Raw genomic sequence first — 20454 nt, 5'->3', positions numbered from 1 at the left:
TAGCGAAATTCCTTGTCGGGTAAGTTCCGACCTGCACGAATGGCGTAACGACTTCCCCGCTGTCTCCAACATAGACTCAGTGAAATTGAATTCCCCGTGAAGATGCGGGGTTCCTGCGGTCAGACGGAAAGACCCCGTGCACCTTTACTATAGCTTTACACTGGCATTCGCCAAGGCATGTGTAGGATAGGTGGTAGGCTTTGAAGCAGGGACGCCAGTTCTTGTGGAGCCATCCTTGAAATACCACCCTTATCTTCGTGGATGTCTAACCGCGGTCCGTTATCCGGATCCGGGACAGTGTATGGTGGGTAGTTTGACTGGGGCGGTCGCCTCCGAAAGAGTAACGGAGGCGCGCGATGGTGGGCTCAGACCGGTCGGAAATCGGTCGTCGAGTGCAATGGCATAAGCCCGCCTGACTGCGAGACTGACAAGTCGAGCAGAGACGAAAGTCGGTCATAGTGATCCGGTGGTCCCGTGTGGAAGGGCCATCGCTCAACGGATAAAAGGTACGCCGGGGATAACAGGCTGATGACCCCCAAGAGTCCATATCGACGGGGTTGTTTGGCACCTCGATGTCGACTCATCGCATCCTGGGGCTGGAGCAGGTCCCAAGGGTATGGCTGTTCGCCATTTAAAGCGGTACGTGAGTTGGGTTCAGAACGTCGTGAGACAGTTCGGTCCCTATCTGCCGTGGGTGTAGGAATATTGACAGGATCTGTCCCTAGTACGAGAGGACCGGGATGGACGTATCTCTGGTGGATCTGTTGTCCTGCCAAGGGCATAGCAGAGTAGCTATATACGGAATGGATAACCGCTGAAGGCATCTAAGCGGGAAACCAACCTGAAAACGAGTGTTCCCTATCAGAGCCGTGGAAGACGACCACGTTGATAGGACGGGTGTGGAAGCATGGCAACATGTGAAGCTTACCGTTACTAATAGCTCGATCGACTTCTTCGTTCCCATTGTTCATGCTCATCAAAGATGAGCATCATCTGTTCTGTCCTGACGCGCATAGCGCTCCGGACGGGCCGCGCCACAGGGCGCGACGACCTCTGGTCTGTATGGCAAACATACGGATGGGTCGCAGAAAGACGTGTTAAATTAAATGAAGCGCAAGCTTCCCAGCTTCTCGAAACAACACTCATGTGAAAACATGAACTGTGTTGCGTTTTGCCGACCTGGTGGTTATCGCGGGGCGGCTGCACCCGTTCCCATTCCGAACACGGCCGTGAAACGCCCCAGCGCCAATGGTACTCCGTCTCAAGACGCGGGAGAGTAGGTCGCTGCCAGGTCTGCAAAACGCAACGAATATCTTCTCAGTCACAAAAAGGGCTTCAAGCCCTAATCAAAAGGCCGCTGAAGCGGCCTTTATGCTATAATAATCCAGCGCACAATGTGCCGAAACAAATCGGTCACCCAATTACGGTGCGTCCCTTAAAGGAGACAAATCGCCTTCGGCAATTTGACCCCAAACAGATCCGTCTTCGCTAAAGCAAAGACGGAAGCGCGACATTCGGCAGAGCCGAATGCGATGGTAACGCGGGGTGGAGCAGCCCGGTAGCTCGTCAGGCTCATAACCTGAAGGCCGCAGGTTCAAATCCTGCCCCCGCAACCAATAATACCGACACTCCCGTAGCCTTTGCTGCGGGATTTTTTTGTTTGTGCAATCCTTCCAATAGCTTGGCGCTGGATCCAGTTGAGGATCGTGCTTAGTTCGCCGTACAATATGGCGTCAATCTTGCCTCGCTGTGGGCCGGGACGAAGGACGATCTTTTCAATCAAGGTACGCAGTACCTCCGCCGCTTCGGTCCGTTCTTCGGGTCAGTTTAACGCCTCCGTCAGGCGGTCGACCTTGCCGGCATAGATCGCAGATGCGCTGGGCAGCAAGTCCGGGACATCCTGCGGCACATCGTTAAGGAGGCCGCTCAACTCGACTTTGCGCGCCTCGAGGACGCTCATTTTTTCCTTCATGGAGGGGTGATACATGCCGTCAGCGATTGCAATGACCGTCTGAGTGATCTGCTTTTCGACTTTAGTAAGTTCAGTCTTCCAGAGATCTGCCCTTGAACGGCGCTCGCGGTTAAGCCGGTTAGTCTCCTCCGCATAGGCGTGCATCGCCTCGGCGGCCGCCTCTGGCGCCATCATCCTGTCCCTGAGGCCTGCTAGCACACGCCGCTCCGGGTCCCCACGGGGAATTGTCCGGGTATCGATGACCAGGGGCCTGCGCGTCGTTATCGCGTGTCCCTCGCGCGGCACGTCTCGATGCCAGACCGGACGTTGGGCCGCCATCAACGTGGTGGCCACGTCGTCAGGCACCAGCGTGTAGTCGCTGTCATATCCGAGAAGCTCCAGGTCGCGACCGACGAGTGGATCGACCGCTCCGTCCGTCACGGCATAAAGGCGGTCATAAAGGTCGAACTTCGGGATGGCATCGACCGGAAAGCTGAACGTTCCGCCATCGGCAGCATTTGCAATCCGCATCACGATGGATTCATGCCGGAACCGCGAATAGATGCTGTCGAAACGCTCCACCAGTTCAAGAAGATGCGCTTTGGTCACCTCTGCGAGCGGTGCAGGCGTGTCGATCTCCCAGGACGTGCCAATGGCATCGAACTTCAAACTAAAGGTCAGCACGCCGTCACCCGATGCTATCAGCTCGGAGCTTTCGCGTGCCGAGCCACTTCACCATGGCCGGATCGCGATGGTCGAAGAAGCTGCTGGATTTCTGGTCGAGAGAGGCGATCGCTGCGACGTCTTCCTGATCGAGCGCGAAGTCAAAGACTGAAAAATTCTCGGCCATCCGTTCCTTGCGCACCGACTTCGGGATGGTGACGATGTTGCGCTGGATCAGCCAGCGTAGCACGACCTGCGCTATGCTCTTGCCGTGTTTACGACCGATCGACTGCAAGACCTCGTTCGAAAACAGGCCGTTCTTGCCCTCCGCGAACGGACCCCATGCTTCGGGCTGGACATTGTATTCCTGAAGAAGCGTCTGCGCTTCGTCCTGCTGATGGAACGGGTGGATTTCGATCTGGTTGACGGCGGGCACGATCTCGTTGTGAAGGACGAAGTCCAGCAGTCGGTCGGGATAGAAGTTGCTGACACCGATCGCGCGAATGCGACCAGCTTTGTAGAGCTGTTCCATCGCACGCCATGCGCCATAGACGTCGCCATAGGGCTGGTGGATGAGCCAGAGGTCGAGATAGTCGAGCTGCAGCTTGTTTAGGGATCGTTCGAAGGCGGCCTTCGCGCCTTCATAAGTCGCGTCTTCGATCCAGAGCTTGGTCGTGACGAAGAGATCGCTTCGATCGATGCCGTGGTCGCGGATTGCGGTTCCGACTGCCTCTTCGTTGCCATAGGACGTTGCGGTGTCGAGCAAACAATAGCCGACGTCGATCGCGTCACGGACGCTGCGCTCGCACTCTGCGGGATCGGGCACCTGGAATACACCGAAGCCGAGGATCGGCATCTCGACCCCGTTGTTGAGCTTCACTGTTGGAACTGTACTGGTCATGTCGATTTCCTTTCATGGAGTCGGGAGTGCGAGGCTCACCGCTGATGTCATTTGCCCACACGGGCCTGAAGGTGAGCGGGATATCGGTCGCCGACGATGTCGATCTTTGCGAGTGCCGTCGCGATGTCCGTGGCGTCCTCCGGTGAGAGTTCGACACCTGCCGCGCCGAGGTTTTCTTCGAGGCGATGAAACTTGGTGGTGCCGGGGATCGGCACGATCCAGGGCTTCTGCGCCAACAGCCATGCGAGCGCAATCTGGGCTGGTGTTACACCCTTGGTTTCCGCGATCTGCATGAGCGCGGCAACGAGAGCCTGGTTGGCCTTCAGGTTTTCCGCCTGGAAGCGAGGAACAATACTGCGGAAGTCACCGGGGCCGAACGTCGCCGTCTCGTCGATCTTGCCCGTCAGAAAACCCTTGCCGAGCGGACTGAACGGCACGAAGCCGATCCCCAGTTCCTCAAGCGTCGGAATGATTTCCTTTTCCGGCTCTCGCCAGAACAGAGAGTATTCGCTCTGGAGAGCGGCGACGGGCTGGATCGCATGCGCCTTGCGGATCGTCTGCGCACCCGCCTCGGACAGGCCGAAATGCTTGACCTTGCCCTCGGCGATCAGGTCCTTGACGGTTCCTGCAACATCCTCGATCGGCACGTTCGGATCGACGCGATGCTGGTAGAGAAGATCGATCACATCAGTGCGCAGCCGCTTCAACGAGGCCTCGACCGATTGGCGGATATAGTCCGGGCGGCTGTTCAAGTGCTGGCCACCATCGGCGCTCGGCAGCTCGAAGCCGAACTTGGTGGCGATCACGACCTTATCGCGGATCGGTTCGAGTGCCTCGCCTACCACATCCTCATTTGTGAACGGTCCATAGACCTGCGCGGTGTCGAAGAAGGTAACGCCGCGATCGTGGGCGGCGCGTATGAGGGCGACCGCATCTTTCGTGTCAGTCGCCGCACCGTAGCCATGGCTCAATCCCATGCAGCCGAGACCGAGAGCCGAAACTTCGAGGTTGTTTCCAAGCCTGCGCTTTTCCATTGGTCTTTCCTTTCGAGTTTTCATTGCGCCTGTTCTCAGGCCAGCGTCGATGCGTTTTCCAGGCGAGCACGGGGACGCGCCATGAACATAACCGCGAGGATCAGGGTCATGGCGATGAGGACCGATCCGGTTTCCATTGCCACGCTGGCACGTCTGGCTAGAAGCTCGGTGCCCTGCAGGCCTTGCGAGCCAATTGCCGCGACGGCGACGAGGACGCCGAGACCGAGCGAACTGCCAAGCTGATGGGCCACGTTGACGACGCCCGACGCTGCTCCCGCCCGCTCCGATGGCACGCGCGCGATGCCCGACGCGGTCAGCGGTCCGAGTGCGCCACCCTGGCCAGCGCCGATCAACATCATCGGAATGACAAGTGCGGCCAGCGATGCCTGCTGCATGGCGAAGCTGAGCCAGATCATGCCGATCAGACCAGTCACGACACTTGTGACAAGGACCCTGCCAGCTCCGTATCGTCCGATCAGACGTGGTGCTGACATGGCGACAATGAAGTTGACCACCGTCGTCGGAAGAAAGGCGATGCCCGCTTCCGAGGAACTCAGACCGACGACGCTCTGAAGGAACTGAGCGACAAAGAAGTAAAATCCGACATTCGCACCAAGGAACAGGGCGCGGGCGGCGTATGCGGCCGACCGTTCCCGGTCGGTAAACAGGGATAGCGGCATGATCGGTTGGCTCGCATGCGATTCGACAACAGCAAACAGGATCAGCATGACGATGCCAAAACCGATGCAAGCCTGGGTCGTCACGTCAGACCACCCCGTCGAGGCGGATCGGATGACGCCGTAGACGAGCGCGACAATGCCCAGCGTCGAGATGATCGCACCCGCGATATCAAAGGTGCCGGGGGTTCTCTCCGTTTCTCGAACGTGGCGTTTCGCGGCGATCATCATCGCGATGCCGATGGGCAGGTTGATGAAGAAGCCGACGCGCCAAGAAAGCCAGTCGGCAAGGAGTCCGCCGATCACCAGGCCGAACGCGGCCGATACGCCTGCCGCAGCAGCATAGTAGGACACGGCGCGCATGCGCTCGGCACCCGGCTCGAAATTAGTCTGCAGGAGAGCGAGCGTCGAAGGGGCGAGGATAGCAGAACCGAGACCCTGCAGGGCTCTTGCCGCAATCATGAGTGCAGGTGTCTGCGACACTCCGATCACAAGCGAGGCAAGCGAGAAGATCGTCAAACCGACAAGAAACATCCGGCGTCGTCCGAAGATGTCGCCCGCACGCGCTCCGAGCAGCAGGCAGCCGCCGAAGGTCAGCGTGTAGGCGGTGGAGACCCAGGCGAGGCCCGCATCGCTGAAGCCGAGTTCGGCATGAATGCGTGGCAGCCCCGTCAGCACGATGGAGATATCGAGGACGATCATCACGTAGCTGATCAGGATGATCGCGAGGATGGCCGTCTTGTTCGGGGCAGCTGCATCAGGGCCGATTGGCATTTCCGTGTTCCGTTCAGGGTAGACCCCGCCGTCCTCCACGGCGGTGCCTGTTTCGATAAAAACAAGATATCGCTTGCCGACCATTTCGATTAGGGGCAGTAATCGGGATGAAGCTATAAGGATGCCTAATGAATGCCGCAGGAGAACTTCAACGATCTGGTCGCTTTCGTGATGGTGGCGCGCGAAGAGAGCTTTACAAAAGCGGCCGTCAAACTCGGTGTGTCGCAGTCGGCACTCAGTCAGACAGTTCGCGGACTTGAAGAGAGATTGGGGCTTAGGCTGCTGACGAGAACGACACGCCGCGTGTCGCCCACAGCAGCGGGCGAACGCCTGCTCAGAATAGCGGGTCCAAGGTTTGAGGAAATCCAGACGGAACTGGCAGCGCTTGCCGAAATGCGGGACAAGCCTGCCGGAACCGTTCGCATTACCTCAGGCGAGCATGCCGCGATCTCGGTGCTGGCACCCGCGCTTGAAAAGTTCCTGCCCGATAATCCGGATGTAAATGTCGAGATCACCGTTGACTACGGTCTGACGGACATCGTGGCCGAGCGCTATGACGCAGGCGTACGACTTGGTGAGCAACTGGCAAAAGACATGATCGCTATTCGCATCGGCCCGGAAATGCGCATGGCTGTCGTGGGCGCACCCTCCTATTTCCGACAGAACCCGTGGCCTGAAGTGCCTCAGGACCTGACGGGACACAACTGCATTCAGATCAGGATGCCCACTCACGGCAACATCCTCTCGTGGGAGTTCGAGAAGGATGGACACGAGCTCAAGGTGAGGGTGGAAGGGCAACTGGTGTTCAACAACATAGCGATGCGGCTGGATGCGGTCAAAAGAGGACTGGGTCTTGCCTACATGCCCGAGGATCAGGTGGCGGAGCAGATTGCCAGAGGCGAGGTGGTGCGGGTGCTTGAAGACTGGTGCGCCCCGTTCGCCGGATACCATCTGTATTATCCGAACCGCAGACACACTTCTCCGGCATTTGCGTTAGTCGTCGAAGCCCTTCGGTATCGCGGATAACGCGCTAATCAACCGTTTGTGATTAATAAGTTGGACTAATGGCTTCAATCGGAAATAGGCGACTAATCATCCGAGTGATGTCCGCATACCCTTCTCTCAACTTCATCATTGTGAGATTGATATGCCCCGCACACTCGCCAGAACCCTATCCGCCTTTGCTTTTTCCAGCGCTATTGCAATCGCCGGTGTGGCCTTTGCGCAGTCGACATCCAAGCCGGAACCCCTTGCCATTCAGGACCAGGGCAGTTTCGCAATCGGCGGTACTGTTTCGAAGAAGGAAGGCACATACAACAACAATGCCCCGACTGCCGAGGGCCAGTCGCTGCACGGCGACCACGCCTACGTCTTCTATCAGGTTCCGCAGGATCCCAAGCCACTGCCGATCGTCATGCTGCATGGAGCGTTCCAATCCGGTCGTAGCTGGGAGACGACACCGGATGGCCGTGAAGGTTTCCAGAGCATCTTCCTGCGTAAGGGTTTCTCCACCTACATCGTCGACCAGCCGCGTCGCGGCCGCGCGGGCAACAGCACGGTGGCAGCGACGATTGAGCCGACACCCTATGACCAGTTGTTCTTCGACCAGTTCCGGCTCGGAAAATGGCCCGACTACTTCGAGAACGTTCAGTTCGACCGTAGCCCCGCAGCGCTTGACCAGTTCTTCCGTTCGGTCACCCCGAACACTGGGCCCTTCGATGCAAACGTGATCGCAGACGCGATGTCGGCCCTGTTTGAGAAGACCGGACCGGGCATCCTGTTCACCCATTCGCAAGCAGGTGGACCCGGCTGGCTGACGGCGATCAAGAATCCGAACGTCAAGGGCATCGTCGCGCTTGAGCCCGGTAGCGGCTTCATCTTCCCGGAAGGCGAAGTTCCGGCCGACATGCCGAGCGCCGCTGGTACGCTCAAGGGCGAGGCCGTCCCGGTCGCCGATTTCGAGAAACTGACCAAGCTACCGATCGTCATCTACTACGGCGACAATTTCCCGATCGAGCCGACGACAGAGCGCGGCCAGGATAACTGGCGGGTTCGTCTCGCTATGGCCAAGCTCTGGGTTGACACCGTCAACAAGCATGGCGGCGACGCGACGCTCGTTCACCTGCCGGAGATCGGCATCAAGGGCGGAACCCACTTCCTGATGTCGGACCTGAACAATGTCGAAATCGCTGACGTCGTCTCCAAATTCCTGAACGATAAGAAGCTCGACTGATCTATTGGCGCGCTCGTGCGACCAGCCACTGCCCGCTTCCCAAACTGAGAAGGAGCCTGCCCCATGGCTAATGAAATCATCAACACAAGAAGACGCGAGTTCCTTGGAGCCTCCGCGCTCGTCGTTTCCGGTGCAGTCCTGGGAGTGTCAACAATGACAAACAAAGCAGTTGCCGCCGACTACAGGCAAAACCCGTTCACCCTCGTCTATGACGGTGCGATCACCGCGAACGAGCCGGGCAAGGTGAATATCCATCCGGTGAAATACAAGCTGAACGGCCTCGATATCGCCGCCAATGTCTATACCCCGGCCGGTTACGATCCTGCGAAGACGTATCCGACCCTTGTGCTGGCACACCCGAATGGCGGCGTGAAGGAGCAGACGACGGGCCTCTATGCCCAGCGCCTCGCAGAGCAGGGCTTCATCACCATCACAGCCGACGCCGCCTATCAGGGCGGAAGCGGCGGCGAGCCGCGCAGCATCGACAAGCCGCAGTTCCGCATTGAGGACATCCATGGAATGGCTGACTTCATCAGCCGCTTCCCCGGTGTCGATACGGCACGTCTTGGCCTGTTCGGCATTTGCGGCGGCGGCGGGTACTCGCTGTCGGCCGCCAAGACGGACAAGCGATTCAAGGCCGTGGCAACGCTCAGCATGTTCAACTCTGGGCGCGTTCGCCGCAACGGCTTCCAGGATAGCCAGATGGACACGATCCAGCAGCGCCTGCAGCAAGCCTCATCGGCGCGAGCTCAGGAAGCGGCCGGTGGCGAGGTTCTATACTCGGGAGACGCGAACCTGACGGACGCGCAGATCGCCGCCTTGCCGTTCGATCTCTATCGCGAAGGTTATGAGTACTACTGGCGCACCCACGCCCATCCGGGCTCAACCTTTAACTACACGACGAGCAGCCTGATGGACTTGATGCGCTGGGACGCGACAGACGAGATTGCGCTGATCGACGTGCCGTTGCTGATGATCGCGGGCAGCGCTGCCGACACCCTCTACATGACCGAGGATGCATTCTCCAAGGCAATCGGAACCACGGACAAGGAACTCTTCAAGATCGAGGGCGCCAAGCACATCGAGACCTACTGGGTCCCCGAATATGTCGATGCGGCCCTGTCCAGGTTGAAGCCGTTCTTTGACGGTCACCTCGCCTCCGCATGAGGCGCACCTCCAGGAGCGCGCGCCCTGCGTCGCCGTTCCGCCTTCGGTACATCCGAAGGCTCGAAATATGAAGGAAACGAACTTGAAAAAGCGTATGTCGGGAATTTTTGCCGCAGCCATTGTCATGGCAGCCGGAATGGAGGTCAGCATGGCACAGGAACCAGCCTCAAATCTTGATTCCGCCAAATCGCGGACCCAGCAACTGATGGGCGATATCGCCCCCAAGCTGGCGGAACTGACGGATGATGTCCTCTACGCCGACATCTGGGAGCGACCGCAGCTTTCCCAGCGCGACCGAAGCCTGGTGACGGTATCGGCCTTGATCGCTCTCAACCGTCCGGATCAGCTCCGCTCGCATCTCGTGCGCGCCAAGGCCAACGGCCTGACGGAAGAGCAACTCGTCGAGACCATCACCCATATGGCGTTTTATTCCGGCTGGCCAAGCGCCGTGTCGGCAGTGGCGATCGCCAAGGAAGTCTTCGCCGAGAAGTAGATTGCTGACGACGACTTCCCAGTTTCCCCGATGATAGGTGCACGATGAACATGAAGACCGTATTGACCGTAGCCTTATCCCTGGGCGCTTCCACTGCGTCTGCTGAACCTGACAAGGCTGTGTCGGTGACACGGGTCGGGACCAACCCGTCGACGGTGGGTCCATCAAGCAATTTTACCGGAGGTGTCTGGGTCGATTCCCGTTTTTCCGCAACAGCGCCCGCCACAGTCGGTGGCGGGACCGTAACCTTCGAGCCCGGCGCACGCACCGCCTGGCACACTCATCCTCTTGGCCAGACGCTGATCGTCACGGCAGGTGTCGGTCTCGTCCAGCATTGGGACGGCGAAATTCAGGAAATCCGCCCGGGCGACATCGCGTGGATTCCGCCGGGCGTGAAGCATTGGCACGGCGCGACGGCGACCTCAGGCATGTCCCATATCGCTATCTCCGAGACGCTGCATGGCAAGTCGGTCGAGTGGTTGGAACACGTCACAGACGAACAGTACAGGCGGTGACGTTTCGTACCGCGCTGATCAGAGGAGTTTGGATGAAGAAGATCATTGGCAGTATTGGTGGGGCGACGCTTGCCGGAATGACGGTCCTGCTCGTCGGCATGCAGGTCCACGCGGAGCCAACGCGCGCGACGATGCCCGACATCGCAAAGCTTGTTCACTATACGACTGTAACGCGCGGCGAAGTCACCGAGCATATCATGACGACACGCGAGGCGATCGAGGCCGTCAAGCGTGGTGATCCAATCCCGAATGGCACGCAGGTTGCGCTCGTCGACTACCGCGACGGTAAAGTCTTCCGGTATTTCATCATGGAGAAGGGCGAGAACTGGGGGCAGGACTACGACGAAAACCGCCGCACTGCCGACTGGCAGTTCCAGTGGTTCAAGCCGGACGGCACGATCAACGAAGCCGAGAATACCGCCCGCTGCCAGAGCTGTCACATGTCTCGCGCGGATCGGGACTTCCTGTACACATTCAATGAGATGCGGCGGTTCGAGTTTAAATGACCGTGTTCCGTCTCCGCCTGCTGCTGGACTTCCTGGCCGTCGCGCTCATCATCGCCTGCCTCGCATATTGGTGGCTCGACAATCTCTCCCACGAGCTGTTCGGCGCGGCCCTGTTCGTTCTTGTGATCGTGCACAACGTCTTCAACAGGCGTTGGTACGGCAGCGTGACGAAGCGCAAGGTTGATGCCACCCGCATCGTCAACCTGGTCACCATCTTTTGCCTCGCTATCGGCATGACGGTCGTGCTGGTGACGAGCTTGCTGGTCTCCCGTGACCTCTTCCCGTTCACCGCCCTCAGCGGTGCTTTCGCCGTTAGGGAAATCCATATGTTCGCCGGGTACTGGGTTTTGCTGATCATCGCAATTCATCTGGGAACGCGGTGGACCGTTGTGATGAACACGATCCAGTCAACCTTGCGTCTTGCCTCGCCAAGTACCTTACGCACCATGGTTCTTAGGGCGATGGCCTTGGCCATTGCGATCTGGGGTGTGAAAAGCTCGTTCGAGATGGCTTTCGGGACCAAGCTGATGCTGACCTATTCGCTGGATATGTGGGACTTCAGCGAGAACACAGTTGGCTTTTTCATAGGATATGCGTCGATTGTTGGCCTATATGTCGCCATCACGCACTACGCGCTGGGTTTTCTCGGCAGCGCCATAAAAGGATGGCGGGAGGACGACCAGCGTCGCGGAAGAGCGCCATGACTGCTTTTGGCGGATAGCGTTGAAAAACTCGCTAGGGTCAGTGGATCAATTGCAAGAGTACAGAAGGTGAGCTTAGAAAAGCGCCGCCCACCAGGCCCACAAACCCCAAAGCAATTGCGCCCATAATCCCGTGGGTTTCCCAGCCGACCAAAGCACCGAAACCGGTTGACAGAAGGATAATCGACACTGCCCAGATCACCTTGATAATGGACCGTGTAGGTCGTTTAACCGTGGGTTCTTTAGATGACATGATAGCCCGCTACAAAGTTTGGCAACTTTGATATAATATTGGATTTGCAATTCGCGATAGGCGCGATCCAATCGTCGCATTGATTTGCGGAGGATTGAGCGATGATGGATGTCAGGTAGCTCCGGCGCAGCTCTTTTACGCTCGGCAAGTTCAAGAGCATCCTCGATATCTACACCCCGGAAAGCATGTCGAAGGATCGGCCGTACCCGCCGTGACGCTCCCCACGACGATGGAAATCAGCCAAAACCTGCTGTACATATACGTACAAGGGACCATCATCACCAACAGCGCCGGAAACCACGTTTCTTGCAAACGCGGACCGGTTGAGTAGGTCGCACAGTAACAGAGCGGAAGCCGAGATGCGTGCTGTTTCGGCTACTGTGCAGCCTTCTTGGGATATTTCGTCCAAAAGCATCTGGCACCAGTGCTATCAAAGCGAGGGCATTTTCCAATGAAGACGTTAAGTCAGTCGCTCGTTGATCGAATATTCGAGGGCTACGCCTTTAACTGCGGACTGATAAGAGAAGGTGATATTCTTCTTTGCACCGATCCGGCTGACATCATCAGCAAGGCCATAAGAAGGGCGACCGGTCGCAGCATTCTTCAGCCCTCAAATTTCTCTCACGCCGCCATATGCACGTTACGGCCTCTGTTCATCGAGGCAGATTTCTTTGGTGTGGCCGAATTTTCGTTGGACAGGAAGAACCTCGCGCAAAGGGGATCGGCGCGGATTTTGCGTTTAAAGTCGTCGGTTCCTCGGGCTTCCGAAATTGCAAAGGCTGCGGCGGAAATTGCCGTGCAATATCAAGCGAAACGTTACGACAAGATCGCGGCTGTAGCCTCAATCTTTGGGGGAGCAAAAGCAACCACTGGAATATTCTGCTCTTATCTCGTCTCAACGGCATATCTGGCTGCTGGCCTCAATATCGCTCCTCATTGCTCCTCGCCGTCAGCAACGACACCTGCTGACATTGAGCTTTCTCCTGACTTCGAAGACATCACGGATCAGGTCTTATTGCGAGCGCGGTTCAGTGAAGGTTTGACATACTACTTTCTTGATCGTCCGCCGCAATTTGCTCTCGGCGAAAAAAACGACCCGGATGCCCCTTCACCTGCTCAAGCCTACAACATCGCACTGCGTGAGGTAGGAGAGCGGATATCAAGGTTTTTGGAAAAAAGGAAACTCCCGCCAGCAGCAAGCTATCTTGAGGCACAAGAGGCGCTCGCCCGCTACGCAAGTGAAGCGTGGTTTCCTGAGCTCGACGTGCTATTCGCGCGATCCATTCGGGAGCTTGCGTTGCCTAAGATACTGGAGGCGGGTCCGATCGTGAGCCTGGCGCGTGGGCGGGACGAACTCCATACCGCACGTGTGCTGTCCGAGGGCGCGGTCGGCGAAGAGGACCTCCAGTTCTGGGTCACCAACACCATGCACAGGATTAACACCACGCAGCGGTTGATCAAGGATCGGGAAAATTCAATTCACGTCTTCGGGCTGGGCTTGCAAAAGACAGGGTGGGACACCCTTCGCGCCTGGATCGAATGCGAGCAAGAGATTTGCGATGGTCTCCATGACAATTTGAGATTGTACGCGAGGCAGATTGTTCTTATGCGCAGCTTTGCAGTGGCCAAGGACTGGAAGCTCTTCTTCGGAGAAGATGGGTATGGCCATCTATGATGGCAGTGATTGCGGCGGCCAAACAGGCATGAGGATCGACGGCGTTGAGCTAAAAGATCTTTGATTAGCGACGCAATAGTTGGCCAATTCTAGGCTCCCGCGTCATGTCCTGCAAAGAGCGCGTTCTCGCGATTGAGAGCTATCGGCCGGATAGTTCGTTCGACGTTGTTGTTGTCGATCTCAATGTGGCCGTCGGTCAGGAAGACCTTCAGGCCGACCCAATATTTGGCGCGGTAGGCCAGCGCCTCGCCGAGTGGGGACTTGGCCGCGACAAAGGCGGGGTGATGGACGAGCCAGGCATGCATGTCGGCGATAAGCGGCGCTGATCGTTCATGCCGTCCGGCTAGGCGGGGCCAGTGCCGCCGCCCATGCCTGCGGTTTCAGAGTGTGGTAGCGCGACGGTCGTCCTCAGCCAGCGCCGTTTCACTTCGGCCACCGCCGGAACACTGCGCTCGCGTTGACACCGCCAAAACCGAAACCATTGGATATTGCGAATTCAGCGTCTAACTGGCGCGCGTGGTTCGCCACGAAATCGATGCCTTCGGCTTCCGGATCCGGAGCATTCAGGTTGAGAGTTGGCGGCGCAATCTGGTTCTTGAGTGCCAGAATGGTGAAGATTGCTTCCAATCCTCCAGCCGCGCCAAGTAGGTGTCCTGTCGCTGACTTCGTCCCGCTGACAGCGACAGTCTTTTCGGAACCAAAGATACTTTTGATGGCCCTGATTTCGCCGAGGTCTCCGACCGGGGTCGAGGTGGCGTGGGCATTCAGATGACCGATTTCGCTTGGGGAAATTCCCGCCTGCGCAATGGCGATCTCCATCGCTCTTTTGGCACCGTTCCCGTCTTCTGGTCCTGACGTAATGTGATGAGCGTCGGCTGTCGTGCCGTATCCGACGAGTTCGGCAATTGGTGTAGCGCCGCGAGCAAGTGCGTGGCTCAGGGATTCAATGACAAGCATGCCCGCTCCTTCGCCCATGACGAAGCCATCGCGTGATGTGTCGAAGGGGCGCGATGCCTTGTCCGGCGTTTCGTTGAAAGCAGTTGACAGAGATCTGGCGGCTGCAAAACCTCCGAGGCTGACGATGTTCATGCAGGCTTCTGTTCCGCCGCATATCGCAATTTCGGCTTCGTTTGACCGAATAAGCCTCGCAGCATCGCCAATTGCCTGAACGCCAGCAGCGCATGCGGTAACCGGTGCACCGAGAGGGCCTTTGAAGCCATGACGGATTGAGACATGCCCGGCTGCGAGATTGACCAGAAACGATGGTATGGTGAAGGGCGAAAGGCGACGGACACCGCGTTGATCGACGGTGCGGACCGCTTCGGTTATCGCAGGAAAGCCGCCGATACCGGACGCGATAATCGTCGCGGTCCTCAGCCGTTCCTCATTCGAGGTCGGCTTCCAGTTTGCTTGTGCAAGCGCTTCTTCCGCGGCTGCCAGTGCAAATATGATAAAACGGTCGACCTTGCGTTGGTCCTTCGGAGCCACAATGGTGTCGGGATCGAAGCCGCCCTCCGGATCTTCCATTAATGAGGGCACAACGCCCCCGATTTTCGATGGCAGGTCCCCCACGACGTCGTCGCCCAGACGTCGAATGCCACTTCGACCCGCGAGCAGGCGCGACCAGGAGATACCGACATTCGCTCCAAGGGGACTGACAGCTCCCATTCCTGTGACAACGATACGACGCATGTTTTACACCTGTTCTTCGTTTAAATTGGCATGCCTTCGGCATCCCGACCGACGGTGCGGTCAGGGCCTGTTCTCCGGATATGCAGTTTACTCAGTGCCTAAATCGCACCCGCCCGAACCCGACGCGGGGACTGCGTTTGGCTTTTGTTTTCCCTAGTTACCGAGCGCAATCCTCAGGCCGCATGATCAGCGCCTGCGATGCGCCTGATTTCCTCCGCCGCTGCGTCGAGGATTCCTTGAGACGTATTCTCGTCTTCCATGATCCGCGACAGGGTAACGGCGCCGACCATGAGAGACAGGATCGCCATCGCCTTGCCGCTCGGATTGGAGCTCCTGGTGTCATCAAGCAGTTCATTGAGCACCTCGAAGTGAGCGCGTATCCCATCCTCGAATGGACGCCTGACTTCTTCACTCTGCCGAGTAGCGTCCGACCCCAGTGCCACCAGGGGGCAACCTTCTGCCTTTTCTCCACGGTGGTCCCTGGACAGATAGAACGCCATCACTGCTTCGAGAGGATCGGAACTGTCCGCAGCCGCTTCAGACCATCTGCGTGTAGCGCTTTCCATCGCGCGCCTCGAAGCCTGGGCTGCAAGATCGTCCTTCGATGCAAACTGCTTGTAGAACCCGCCTTGAGTGAGTCCTGCACCCTTCATCAAATCTTTCAGGCCAATGCCATCGAATCCGTGCTCGCGAAACAGACGGCTGGCAACGTTGATCACCGTCTCCCGATTTTCCTCGGCTTGTGCCCGGCTCACTCTCATATCGACCTCCGGTTAGATTTCGTTTGACATTTATAGTGCATATAGATTTAGATCGCAATCTAAATAATTTGCACCGCTGGTCAAGAAGAGAACTTACAATGAAACGCAAACATGTCCTGACTGTCGTGGGTCTTGTCGCAGCGGCTGGGGCCGCCGCCTTTTTCCTCGTTTCTGAAACCCCAAAACGGGAAGCCGAGGCCGCAGACCCAAGGACGGCTTCACCACTGGTAAGGATTGCGGAGGCGAAAAGGACCGGCAGGGCCGATCGGTCATTCACCGGGACGGTCGCATCGCGCGTTCAAAGCAATCTCGGATTTCGCGTTCCCGGTAAAATCGTGGAGCGGTTGGTCGATGTCGGTCAGCAGGTCAAACAGGGTCAACCGCTGATGCGAATTGATGAGACCGATCTTCAGCTTGCACTGACAGCAAAGCGGAATACGGTCATATCAGCGCGTGCTATCCTGCTTCAGGCGCAAGCCGATGAGAAGCGCTATGCGGCACTGGTGAAGAATGGCCTGGCGGCCACGCCCCAGCGTTATGAACAGGCAAAGGCGGCTCTCGATACAGCGACGGCACAGCTTGCGGCGGCCGAGGCGGAAGCGGAGGTGGCCGAGAACGCGGCAACCTACACCACTCTTGTTGCTGACTCGGATGGAACGGTCGTCGAAACTCTCGGTGATCCGGGACAAGTGGTCGCCGCCGGCCAGACGGTTGTTCAACTCGCAAAGGCGGGCCCTCGCGAGGCGGTCGTCTGGCTGCCTGAGACGCTGCGACCTAAGGTGGGATCGGAAGCACAGGCCAGTGTTTATGGAAGCGGCGGGCTTATTGGAAACGCCAGACTGCGACAAATCTCCGATTCGGCTGATCCTCAAACGAGAACCTACGAAGCGCGTTACATTCTTGAGGGTGATGCGGCCTCAGCACCGCTTGGCGCCACTGTAACAATCAGAACCCCGGATGCCGAACGCCAGTCGGAGGTCGCCGTCCCCGTCGGCGCCATCCTGGACGACGGTAATCGCACAGGTGTGTGGATCGTCGACGGCGCCACGTCAAAGGTGAAGTTCACCCCGATTAAAGTTCAGCAGATTGGCGAGGAGACGGCATTCGTCACGGGGATCGGCACCGGGGAGCAGGTCGTTGCCCTCGGCGCGCATCTTCTCGACGATGGCGCGACCGTCAGGATTGCCTCGAGCCAAGAGGTGAAAAACTAATGCGCTTCAACCTGTCAGCCATCGCGGTTCGCGAACGCGCCATCACCCTGTTCTTTATCGTGCTGCTGGCCGCAGCCGGCGTCTACGCTTTCGTCAAGCTGGGACGCGCCGAGGATCCGTCCTTCACCATCAAGACATTGACTGTCACGTCCGTCTGGCCGGGCGCAACAGCGCGAGAAATGCAGGACCTCGTCGCCGAGCCGCTTGAGAAACGTATTCAGGAACTGACCTGGTACGACCGCGTCGAGACCACAACGAGGCCAGGTTACGCTTTCCTGACAGTCACCCTCAAGGATAACACGCCGGCAAGTGCGGTTGCAGAAGAGTTCTATCAGGCGCGCAAGAAGCTTGGCGACGAAGCCCGCAATCTCCCCCCGGGCGTCATGGGCCCATTCGTCAACGACGAATATTCCGACGTGAGTTTCGGCCTCTATGCCCTGAAGGCAAAGGGAATGCCGATGCGCGATCTCGTTCGGCAAGCGGAAGTCATCCGCCAGGACCTCCTGCACGTGCCTGGCGTCAAGAAAATCAACATCGTCGGTGAGCGCCCCGAGCAGATTTTTGTCGAGTTCTCCTATGCGAAGCTCGCGACACTCGGCATATCCGCGCAGGATATCGCTTCTGCGTTGCAGCGACAGAACACAGTCACGCCTGCGGGTTCAATCGACACACGAGGTCCACAGGTCTTTATCCGCTTCGACGGAGCTTACAACAGTGTGCAGGCGATTGCCGACACGCCGATCGTTGCTGCTGGACGAACCCTGAAGCTCTCCGATCTTGCAGAGGTGCGACGCGGTTATCAGGATCCCGCCACGTATATCATCCGCCACGAGGGCGAGCCGACAATCATGCTGGGTGCGGTGATGCAGGCGGGATGGAACGGTCTTGATCTTGGCAAGGCGCTTGAGGCTCGGTCTGCCGCCATTGCGCAAACATTGCCGCTGGGGATGACGCTTACCAAAGTCAGCGACCAGGCCGTCAACATCAATGAAGCCGTCGGCGAGTTCATGCTCAAGTTCGCGATGGCGCTGGGTGTGGTTCTGTTTGTCAGTCTGGTGGCACTCGGCTGGCGCGTCGGCATCGTTGTCGCACTTGCTGTGCCACTCACCCTTGCGGTGGTCTTTCTCATCATGCTGGAGACCGGGCGCTTCTTCGACCGCATCACGCTTGGCGCTTTGATCCTCGCGCTTGGCCTTCTAGTTGACGATGCCATCATTGCCATCGAAGTGATGGTGGTGAAGATGGAAGAGGGCATGGACCGCATCAAGGCGGCCGCCTATGCCTGGAGCCATACGGCAGCGCCGATGCTGTCCGGTACGCTGGTCACGATCATCGGACTGATGCCCGTGGGTTTTGCCAAGTCGACCGCAGGCGAATATGCCGGCAACATCTTCTGGGTCGTGGGCTTTGCGCTCATCGTATCCTGGATCGTCGCCGTCACCTTCACGCCCTATCTCGGTGTGAAGATGTTGCCCAACATCAAGCCGGTCGAGGGCGGTCATCACGCCATCTATGACACGCCGAATTACCGCCGTCTGCGTTCCGTCATCGAGTTCGCTGTCCGCCATAAGTTCATGGTCTGCGCCGTGGTCGGCATTTCCATGGCTGTTTCGGTCGTTGGAATGGGCGGCGTGAAACAGCAGTTTTTCCCGACATCGGATCGGCCCGAGGTGCTGGTCGAGGTGCGTATGCCAGAGGGCACGAGCATCGAGGCGACGACATCTGCGGTGAAGAAAGTCGAGGACTGGCTGCAAACGCAGCCTGAGACCAATATCGTCACGTCCTACGTAGGGCAGGGCGCGCCCCGGTTCTTCTTTGCCATGGCACCGGAACTACCTGACCCTGCCTTCGCCAAGGTCGTCGTGCTCACACCCGACGCCCACGCACGTGAAGAACTGAAGCATCGCCTTCGTGCAGCTATTTCGGAGGGCCTTGTTCCTGAAGCGTCCGTCCGCGTCACCCAGCTCGTATTTGGCCCTTACACGCCGTTCCCGGTCGAGTTCCGGATCATGGGTCCCGATCAGGATGAACTCTATAGGATTTCTGAGCAGGCTCTGGCGATCATGAAGACTATTCCAGATGTCCGCCAAGCCAACCGTGACTGGGGCAACCGAACACCTGTTCTGCGATTTGTGCCCGATCAGGAGCGGCTCAATCTGATTGGTCTTTCTCCATCGGAGGCAGCCCAACAGTTGCAGATGCTGCTCTCCGGCATCCCCGTCACGCAGGTGCGCGACAATATCCGCAACGTGCCCGTCGTCGCTCGCAGTGCTGGCGAAAACCGCCTCGATCCGTCACGTCTTGCCGATTTCTCTCTGATGAGCAGGGATGGCCGTCAGGTTCCGCTGGATCAACTCGGGCACTCCGAAATCCGGTTTGAAGAACCTATCCTGAAGCGTCGCGACCGCACGCCTGTCATCACGATCAGGTCTGATATCAACGAGGCGACGCAGCCTCCGGAGGTTTCCCAGCAGGTTATGAAAGCTCTGCAGCCACTCATCGCGTCGCTTCCCGTTGGATACCGTATCGAGATGGGCGGCAACATCGAGGAGTCTCTCAAGGCGAATACGGCACTCGCTCAGGTTTTCCCGGTGATGATTGCTGCCATGCTGATCGTCATCATCCTTCAGGTTCGCAGTCTCTCGACAATGACAATGGTGATGCTGACAGCGCCGCTTGGTCTTGCCGGGGTGGTTCCGACCCTGCTCCTGTTCAATCAGCCTTTCGGCTTCAACGCCATTCTCGGCTTGATCGGACTGGCGGGTATCCTGATGCGCAACACGCTTATCCTGACAGAGCAAATCAAGGAGAACCAGGCGGCAGGGCTCGATGATTATCATGCCGTGATCGAAGCGACAGTGCAGCGGACACGACCCGTGATCCTGACGGCTCTCGCGGCTATCCTGGCGTTCATACCTCTGACCCACTCAGTATTCTGGGGGTCGATGGCCTACACCCTGATCGGTGGAACGGCAGCAGGCACGGTGATGATCCTGCTCTTCCTTCCGGCCCTCTATGCTGTCTGGTTCCGGATCAAGCCACCCAAGGCAGGTGCCGAAAAGGAGACGGTCGAGCACGTAGGGCAGCCACTGGCGCTCGCGGCAGAATAGGGGCGTCCATGCGTGCCGGCTCAAACCTGAAGCGGTGGTGTGACGGCGGCATTCAAGGGCAGCAGGAGCCACACAATGCGGGGCCGCACACCATCTGACCGGGCACGGTCGAAAGGCTGGGGTTTTCTATCTCATCC

The 20454-nt window shown here is 58.2% G+C and carries 16 protein-coding genes, 1 tRNA gene, 2 rRNA genes and 1 pseudogene (1 of these 20 only partly in view); 13 read left to right on the top strand and 7 right to left on the bottom strand.

The features are described 5' to 3' along the window. The 3 genes from CRO62_RS06710 to CRO62_RS06700 form a co-directional block, all read left to right on the top strand. Positions 1 to 958, top strand: a 23S ribosomal RNA gene (locus CRO62_RS06710); it begins 1849 nt to the left of the window's first position. Positions 959 to 1178: 220 nt separating this feature from the next. Continuing rightward, a 5S ribosomal RNA gene (rrf, locus tag CRO62_RS06705) occupies positions 1179 to 1293 on the top strand. Positions 1294 to 1539: 246 nt separating this feature from the next. After that, positions 1540 to 1616: transfer RNA gene (locus tag CRO62_RS06700), tRNA-Met, on the top strand. 206 nt (positions 1617 to 1822) lie between these two features. Here the strand turns inward: CRO62_RS06700 and CRO62_RS27010 are convergent. The 4 genes from CRO62_RS27010 to CRO62_RS06680 are packed head-to-tail and all read right to left on the bottom strand — an operon-like array spanning position 1823 to position 6000. Beyond that, positions 1823 to 2635, bottom strand: a complete 813-nt coding sequence (locus CRO62_RS27010; RefSeq protein ID WP_210201855.1) for an FAD:protein FMN transferase — start codon at positions 2633 to 2635, stop codon at positions 1823 to 1825. 4 nt (positions 2636 to 2639) lie between these two features. Continuing rightward, positions 2640 to 3515 (bottom strand): aldo/keto reductase, encoded by an 876-nt coding sequence (locus tag CRO62_RS06690; RefSeq protein WP_097099663.1) that lies wholly within the window; start codon positions 3513 to 3515, stop codon positions 2640 to 2642. A 47-nt stretch (positions 3516 to 3562) separates the two neighbouring features. Next, complete coding sequence (locus CRO62_RS06685; RefSeq protein WP_097099662.1) at positions 3563 to 4549, bottom strand: aldo/keto reductase; 987 nt, start codon at positions 4547 to 4549, stop codon at positions 3563 to 3565. 35 nt (positions 4550 to 4584) lie between these two features. Continuing rightward, entirely contained in the window at positions 4585 to 6000 is a 1416-nt protein-coding gene (locus tag CRO62_RS06680; RefSeq protein WP_097100411.1) for an MFS transporter, read from the bottom strand. A 132-nt stretch (positions 6001 to 6132) separates the two neighbouring features. Here CRO62_RS06680 and CRO62_RS06675 point away from each other — a divergent pair, with 132 nt between their 5' ends. The 8 genes from CRO62_RS06675 to CRO62_RS06630 all read left to right on the top strand — a co-directional run bounded on the left by CRO62_RS06675 (position 6133) and on the right by CRO62_RS06630 (position 13543). Then, on the top strand, positions 6133 to 7026 hold the full coding sequence (locus CRO62_RS06675; RefSeq protein ID WP_097099661.1) for a LysR family transcriptional regulator: 894 nt from the start codon (positions 6133 to 6135) through the stop codon (positions 7024 to 7026). Between the two features lie 121 nt (positions 7027 to 7147). Beyond that, positions 7148 to 8233 carry an alpha/beta hydrolase gene (locus tag CRO62_RS06670; RefSeq protein WP_097099660.1) on the top strand — a complete coding sequence of 362 codons (1086 nt, stop codon included), beginning with the start codon at positions 7148 to 7150 and terminating at the stop codon, positions 8231 to 8233. Between the two features lie 153 nt (positions 8234 to 8386). Beyond that, positions 8387 to 9400 (top strand): alpha/beta hydrolase, encoded by a 1014-nt coding sequence (locus CRO62_RS06665; protein ID WP_323455479.1) that lies wholly within the window; start codon positions 8387 to 8389, stop codon positions 9398 to 9400. 136 nt (positions 9401 to 9536) lie between these two features. Next, on the top strand, positions 9537 to 9893 hold the full coding sequence (locus CRO62_RS06660; RefSeq protein ID WP_373694470.1) for a carboxymuconolactone decarboxylase family protein: 357 nt from the start codon (positions 9537 to 9539) through the stop codon (positions 9891 to 9893). Between the two features lie 44 nt (positions 9894 to 9937). Further along, complete coding sequence (locus CRO62_RS06655; protein ID WP_097099657.1) at positions 9938 to 10408, top strand: cupin domain-containing protein; 471 nt, start codon at positions 9938 to 9940, stop codon at positions 10406 to 10408. Between the two features lie 32 nt (positions 10409 to 10440). Then, complete coding sequence (locus CRO62_RS06650) at positions 10441 to 10914, top strand: cytochrome P460 family protein (RefSeq protein WP_097099656.1); 474 nt, start codon at positions 10441 to 10443, stop codon at positions 10912 to 10914. Continuing rightward, complete coding sequence (locus tag CRO62_RS06645) at positions 10911 to 11618, top strand: DUF4405 domain-containing protein (protein WP_097099655.1); 708 nt, start codon at positions 10911 to 10913, stop codon at positions 11616 to 11618. Before CRO62_RS06650 ends, CRO62_RS06645 begins: the two co-directional genes overlap by 4 nt. A 701-nt stretch (positions 11619 to 12319) precedes the next feature. Next, complete coding sequence (locus CRO62_RS06630; protein ID WP_097099652.1) at positions 12320 to 13543, top strand: hypothetical protein; 1224 nt, start codon at positions 12320 to 12322, stop codon at positions 13541 to 13543. On the opposite strand, the pseudogene CRO62_RS06625 reads toward CRO62_RS06630, so the two are convergent. The 3 genes and pseudogenes from CRO62_RS06625 to CRO62_RS06615 form a co-directional block, all read right to left on the bottom strand. Continuing rightward, a pseudogene (locus tag CRO62_RS06625) lies at positions 13473 to 13893 on the bottom strand (IS66 family transposase); the annotation flags it as partial. The gene CRO62_RS06630 and the pseudogene CRO62_RS06625 overlap by 71 nt on opposite strands. 73 nt (positions 13894 to 13966) lie before the next feature. After that, positions 13967 to 15235, bottom strand: coding sequence for a beta-ketoacyl-ACP synthase II (gene fabF, locus CRO62_RS06620; protein WP_097099651.1), 1269 nt, complete (start codon positions 15233 to 15235; stop codon positions 13967 to 13969). A 173-nt stretch (positions 15236 to 15408) separates the two neighbouring features. Further along, positions 15409 to 15996, bottom strand: a complete 588-nt coding sequence (locus tag CRO62_RS06615) for a TetR/AcrR family transcriptional regulator (protein ID WP_097099650.1) — start codon at positions 15994 to 15996, stop codon at positions 15409 to 15411. Positions 15997 to 16094: 98 nt separating this feature from the next. Here CRO62_RS06615 and CRO62_RS06610 point away from each other — a divergent pair, with 98 nt between their 5' ends. After that, positions 16095 to 17207 carry an efflux RND transporter periplasmic adaptor subunit gene (locus tag CRO62_RS06610; protein ID WP_097099649.1) on the top strand — a complete coding sequence of 371 codons (1113 nt, stop codon included), beginning with the start codon at positions 16095 to 16097 and terminating at the stop codon, positions 17205 to 17207. After that, complete coding sequence (locus CRO62_RS06605; RefSeq protein ID WP_097099648.1) at positions 17207 to 20317, top strand: efflux RND transporter permease subunit; 3111 nt, start codon at positions 17207 to 17209, stop codon at positions 20315 to 20317. Before CRO62_RS06610 ends, CRO62_RS06605 begins: the two co-directional genes overlap by 1 nt. The last annotated feature ends 137 nt before the right edge of the window (positions 20318 to 20454 follow it).

Origin of the sequence: Rhizobium sp. AN6A (assembly GCF_900215635.1) — a bacterium.
Taxonomy (GTDB): Bacteria; Pseudomonadota; Alphaproteobacteria; order Rhizobiales; family Rhizobiaceae; genus Agrobacterium; species Agrobacterium tumefaciens.
The sequence above is the reverse complement of the archived record's forward strand: the minus strand, read 5'-3'. Positions and strand labels throughout refer to the sequence as shown.

Bases quoted from the DNA above. Each gene is read 5' to 3' on its own strand.
- CRO62_RS06650 (WP_097099656.1), top strand. From the start codon at position 10,441: ATGAAGAAGATCATTGGCAGTATTGGTGGGGCGACGCTTGCCGGAATG.
- CRO62_RS06690 (WP_097099663.1), bottom strand. From the start codon at position 3,515: ATGACCAGTACAGTTCCAACAGTGAAGCTCAACAACGGGGTCGAGATG.
- CRO62_RS06645 (WP_097099655.1), top strand. From the start codon at position 10,911: ATGACCGTGTTCCGTCTCCGCCTGCTGCTGGACTTCCTGGCCGTCGCG.
- CRO62_RS06680 (WP_097100411.1), bottom strand. From the start codon at position 6,000: ATGCCAATCGGCCCTGATGCAGCTGCCCCGAACAAGACGGCCATCCTC.
- CRO62_RS06670 (WP_097099660.1), top strand. From the start codon at position 7,148: ATGCCCCGCACACTCGCCAGAACCCTATCCGCCTTTGCTTTTTCCAGC.
- CRO62_RS06655 (WP_097099657.1), top strand. From the start codon at position 9,938: ATGAACATGAAGACCGTATTGACCGTAGCCTTATCCCTGGGCGCTTCC.
- CRO62_RS06665 (WP_323455479.1), top strand. From the start codon at position 8,387: ATGACAAACAAAGCAGTTGCCGCCGACTACAGGCAAAACCCGTTCACC.
- CRO62_RS06630 (WP_097099652.1), top strand. From the start codon at position 12,320: ATGAAGACGTTAAGTCAGTCGCTCGTTGATCGAATATTCGAGGGCTAC.
- fabF (WP_097099651.1), bottom strand. From the start codon at position 15,235: ATGCGTCGTATCGTTGTCACAGGAATGGGAGCTGTCAGTCCCCTTGGA.
- CRO62_RS06685 (WP_097099662.1), bottom strand. From the start codon at position 4,549: ATGGAAAAGCGCAGGCTTGGAAACAACCTCGAAGTTTCGGCTCTCGGT.
- CRO62_RS06615 (WP_097099650.1), bottom strand. From the start codon at position 15,996: ATGAGAGTGAGCCGGGCACAAGCCGAGGAAAATCGGGAGACGGTGATC.
- CRO62_RS06605 (WP_097099648.1), top strand. From the start codon at position 17,207: ATGCGCTTCAACCTGTCAGCCATCGCGGTTCGCGAACGCGCCATCACC.
- CRO62_RS06675 (WP_097099661.1), top strand. From the start codon at position 6,133: ATGCCGCAGGAGAACTTCAACGATCTGGTCGCTTTCGTGATGGTGGCG.
- CRO62_RS06610 (WP_097099649.1), top strand. From the start codon at position 16,095: ATGAAACGCAAACATGTCCTGACTGTCGTGGGTCTTGTCGCAGCGGCT.
- CRO62_RS06660 (WP_373694470.1), top strand. From the start codon at position 9,537: ATGGAGGTCAGCATGGCACAGGAACCAGCCTCAAATCTTGATTCCGCC.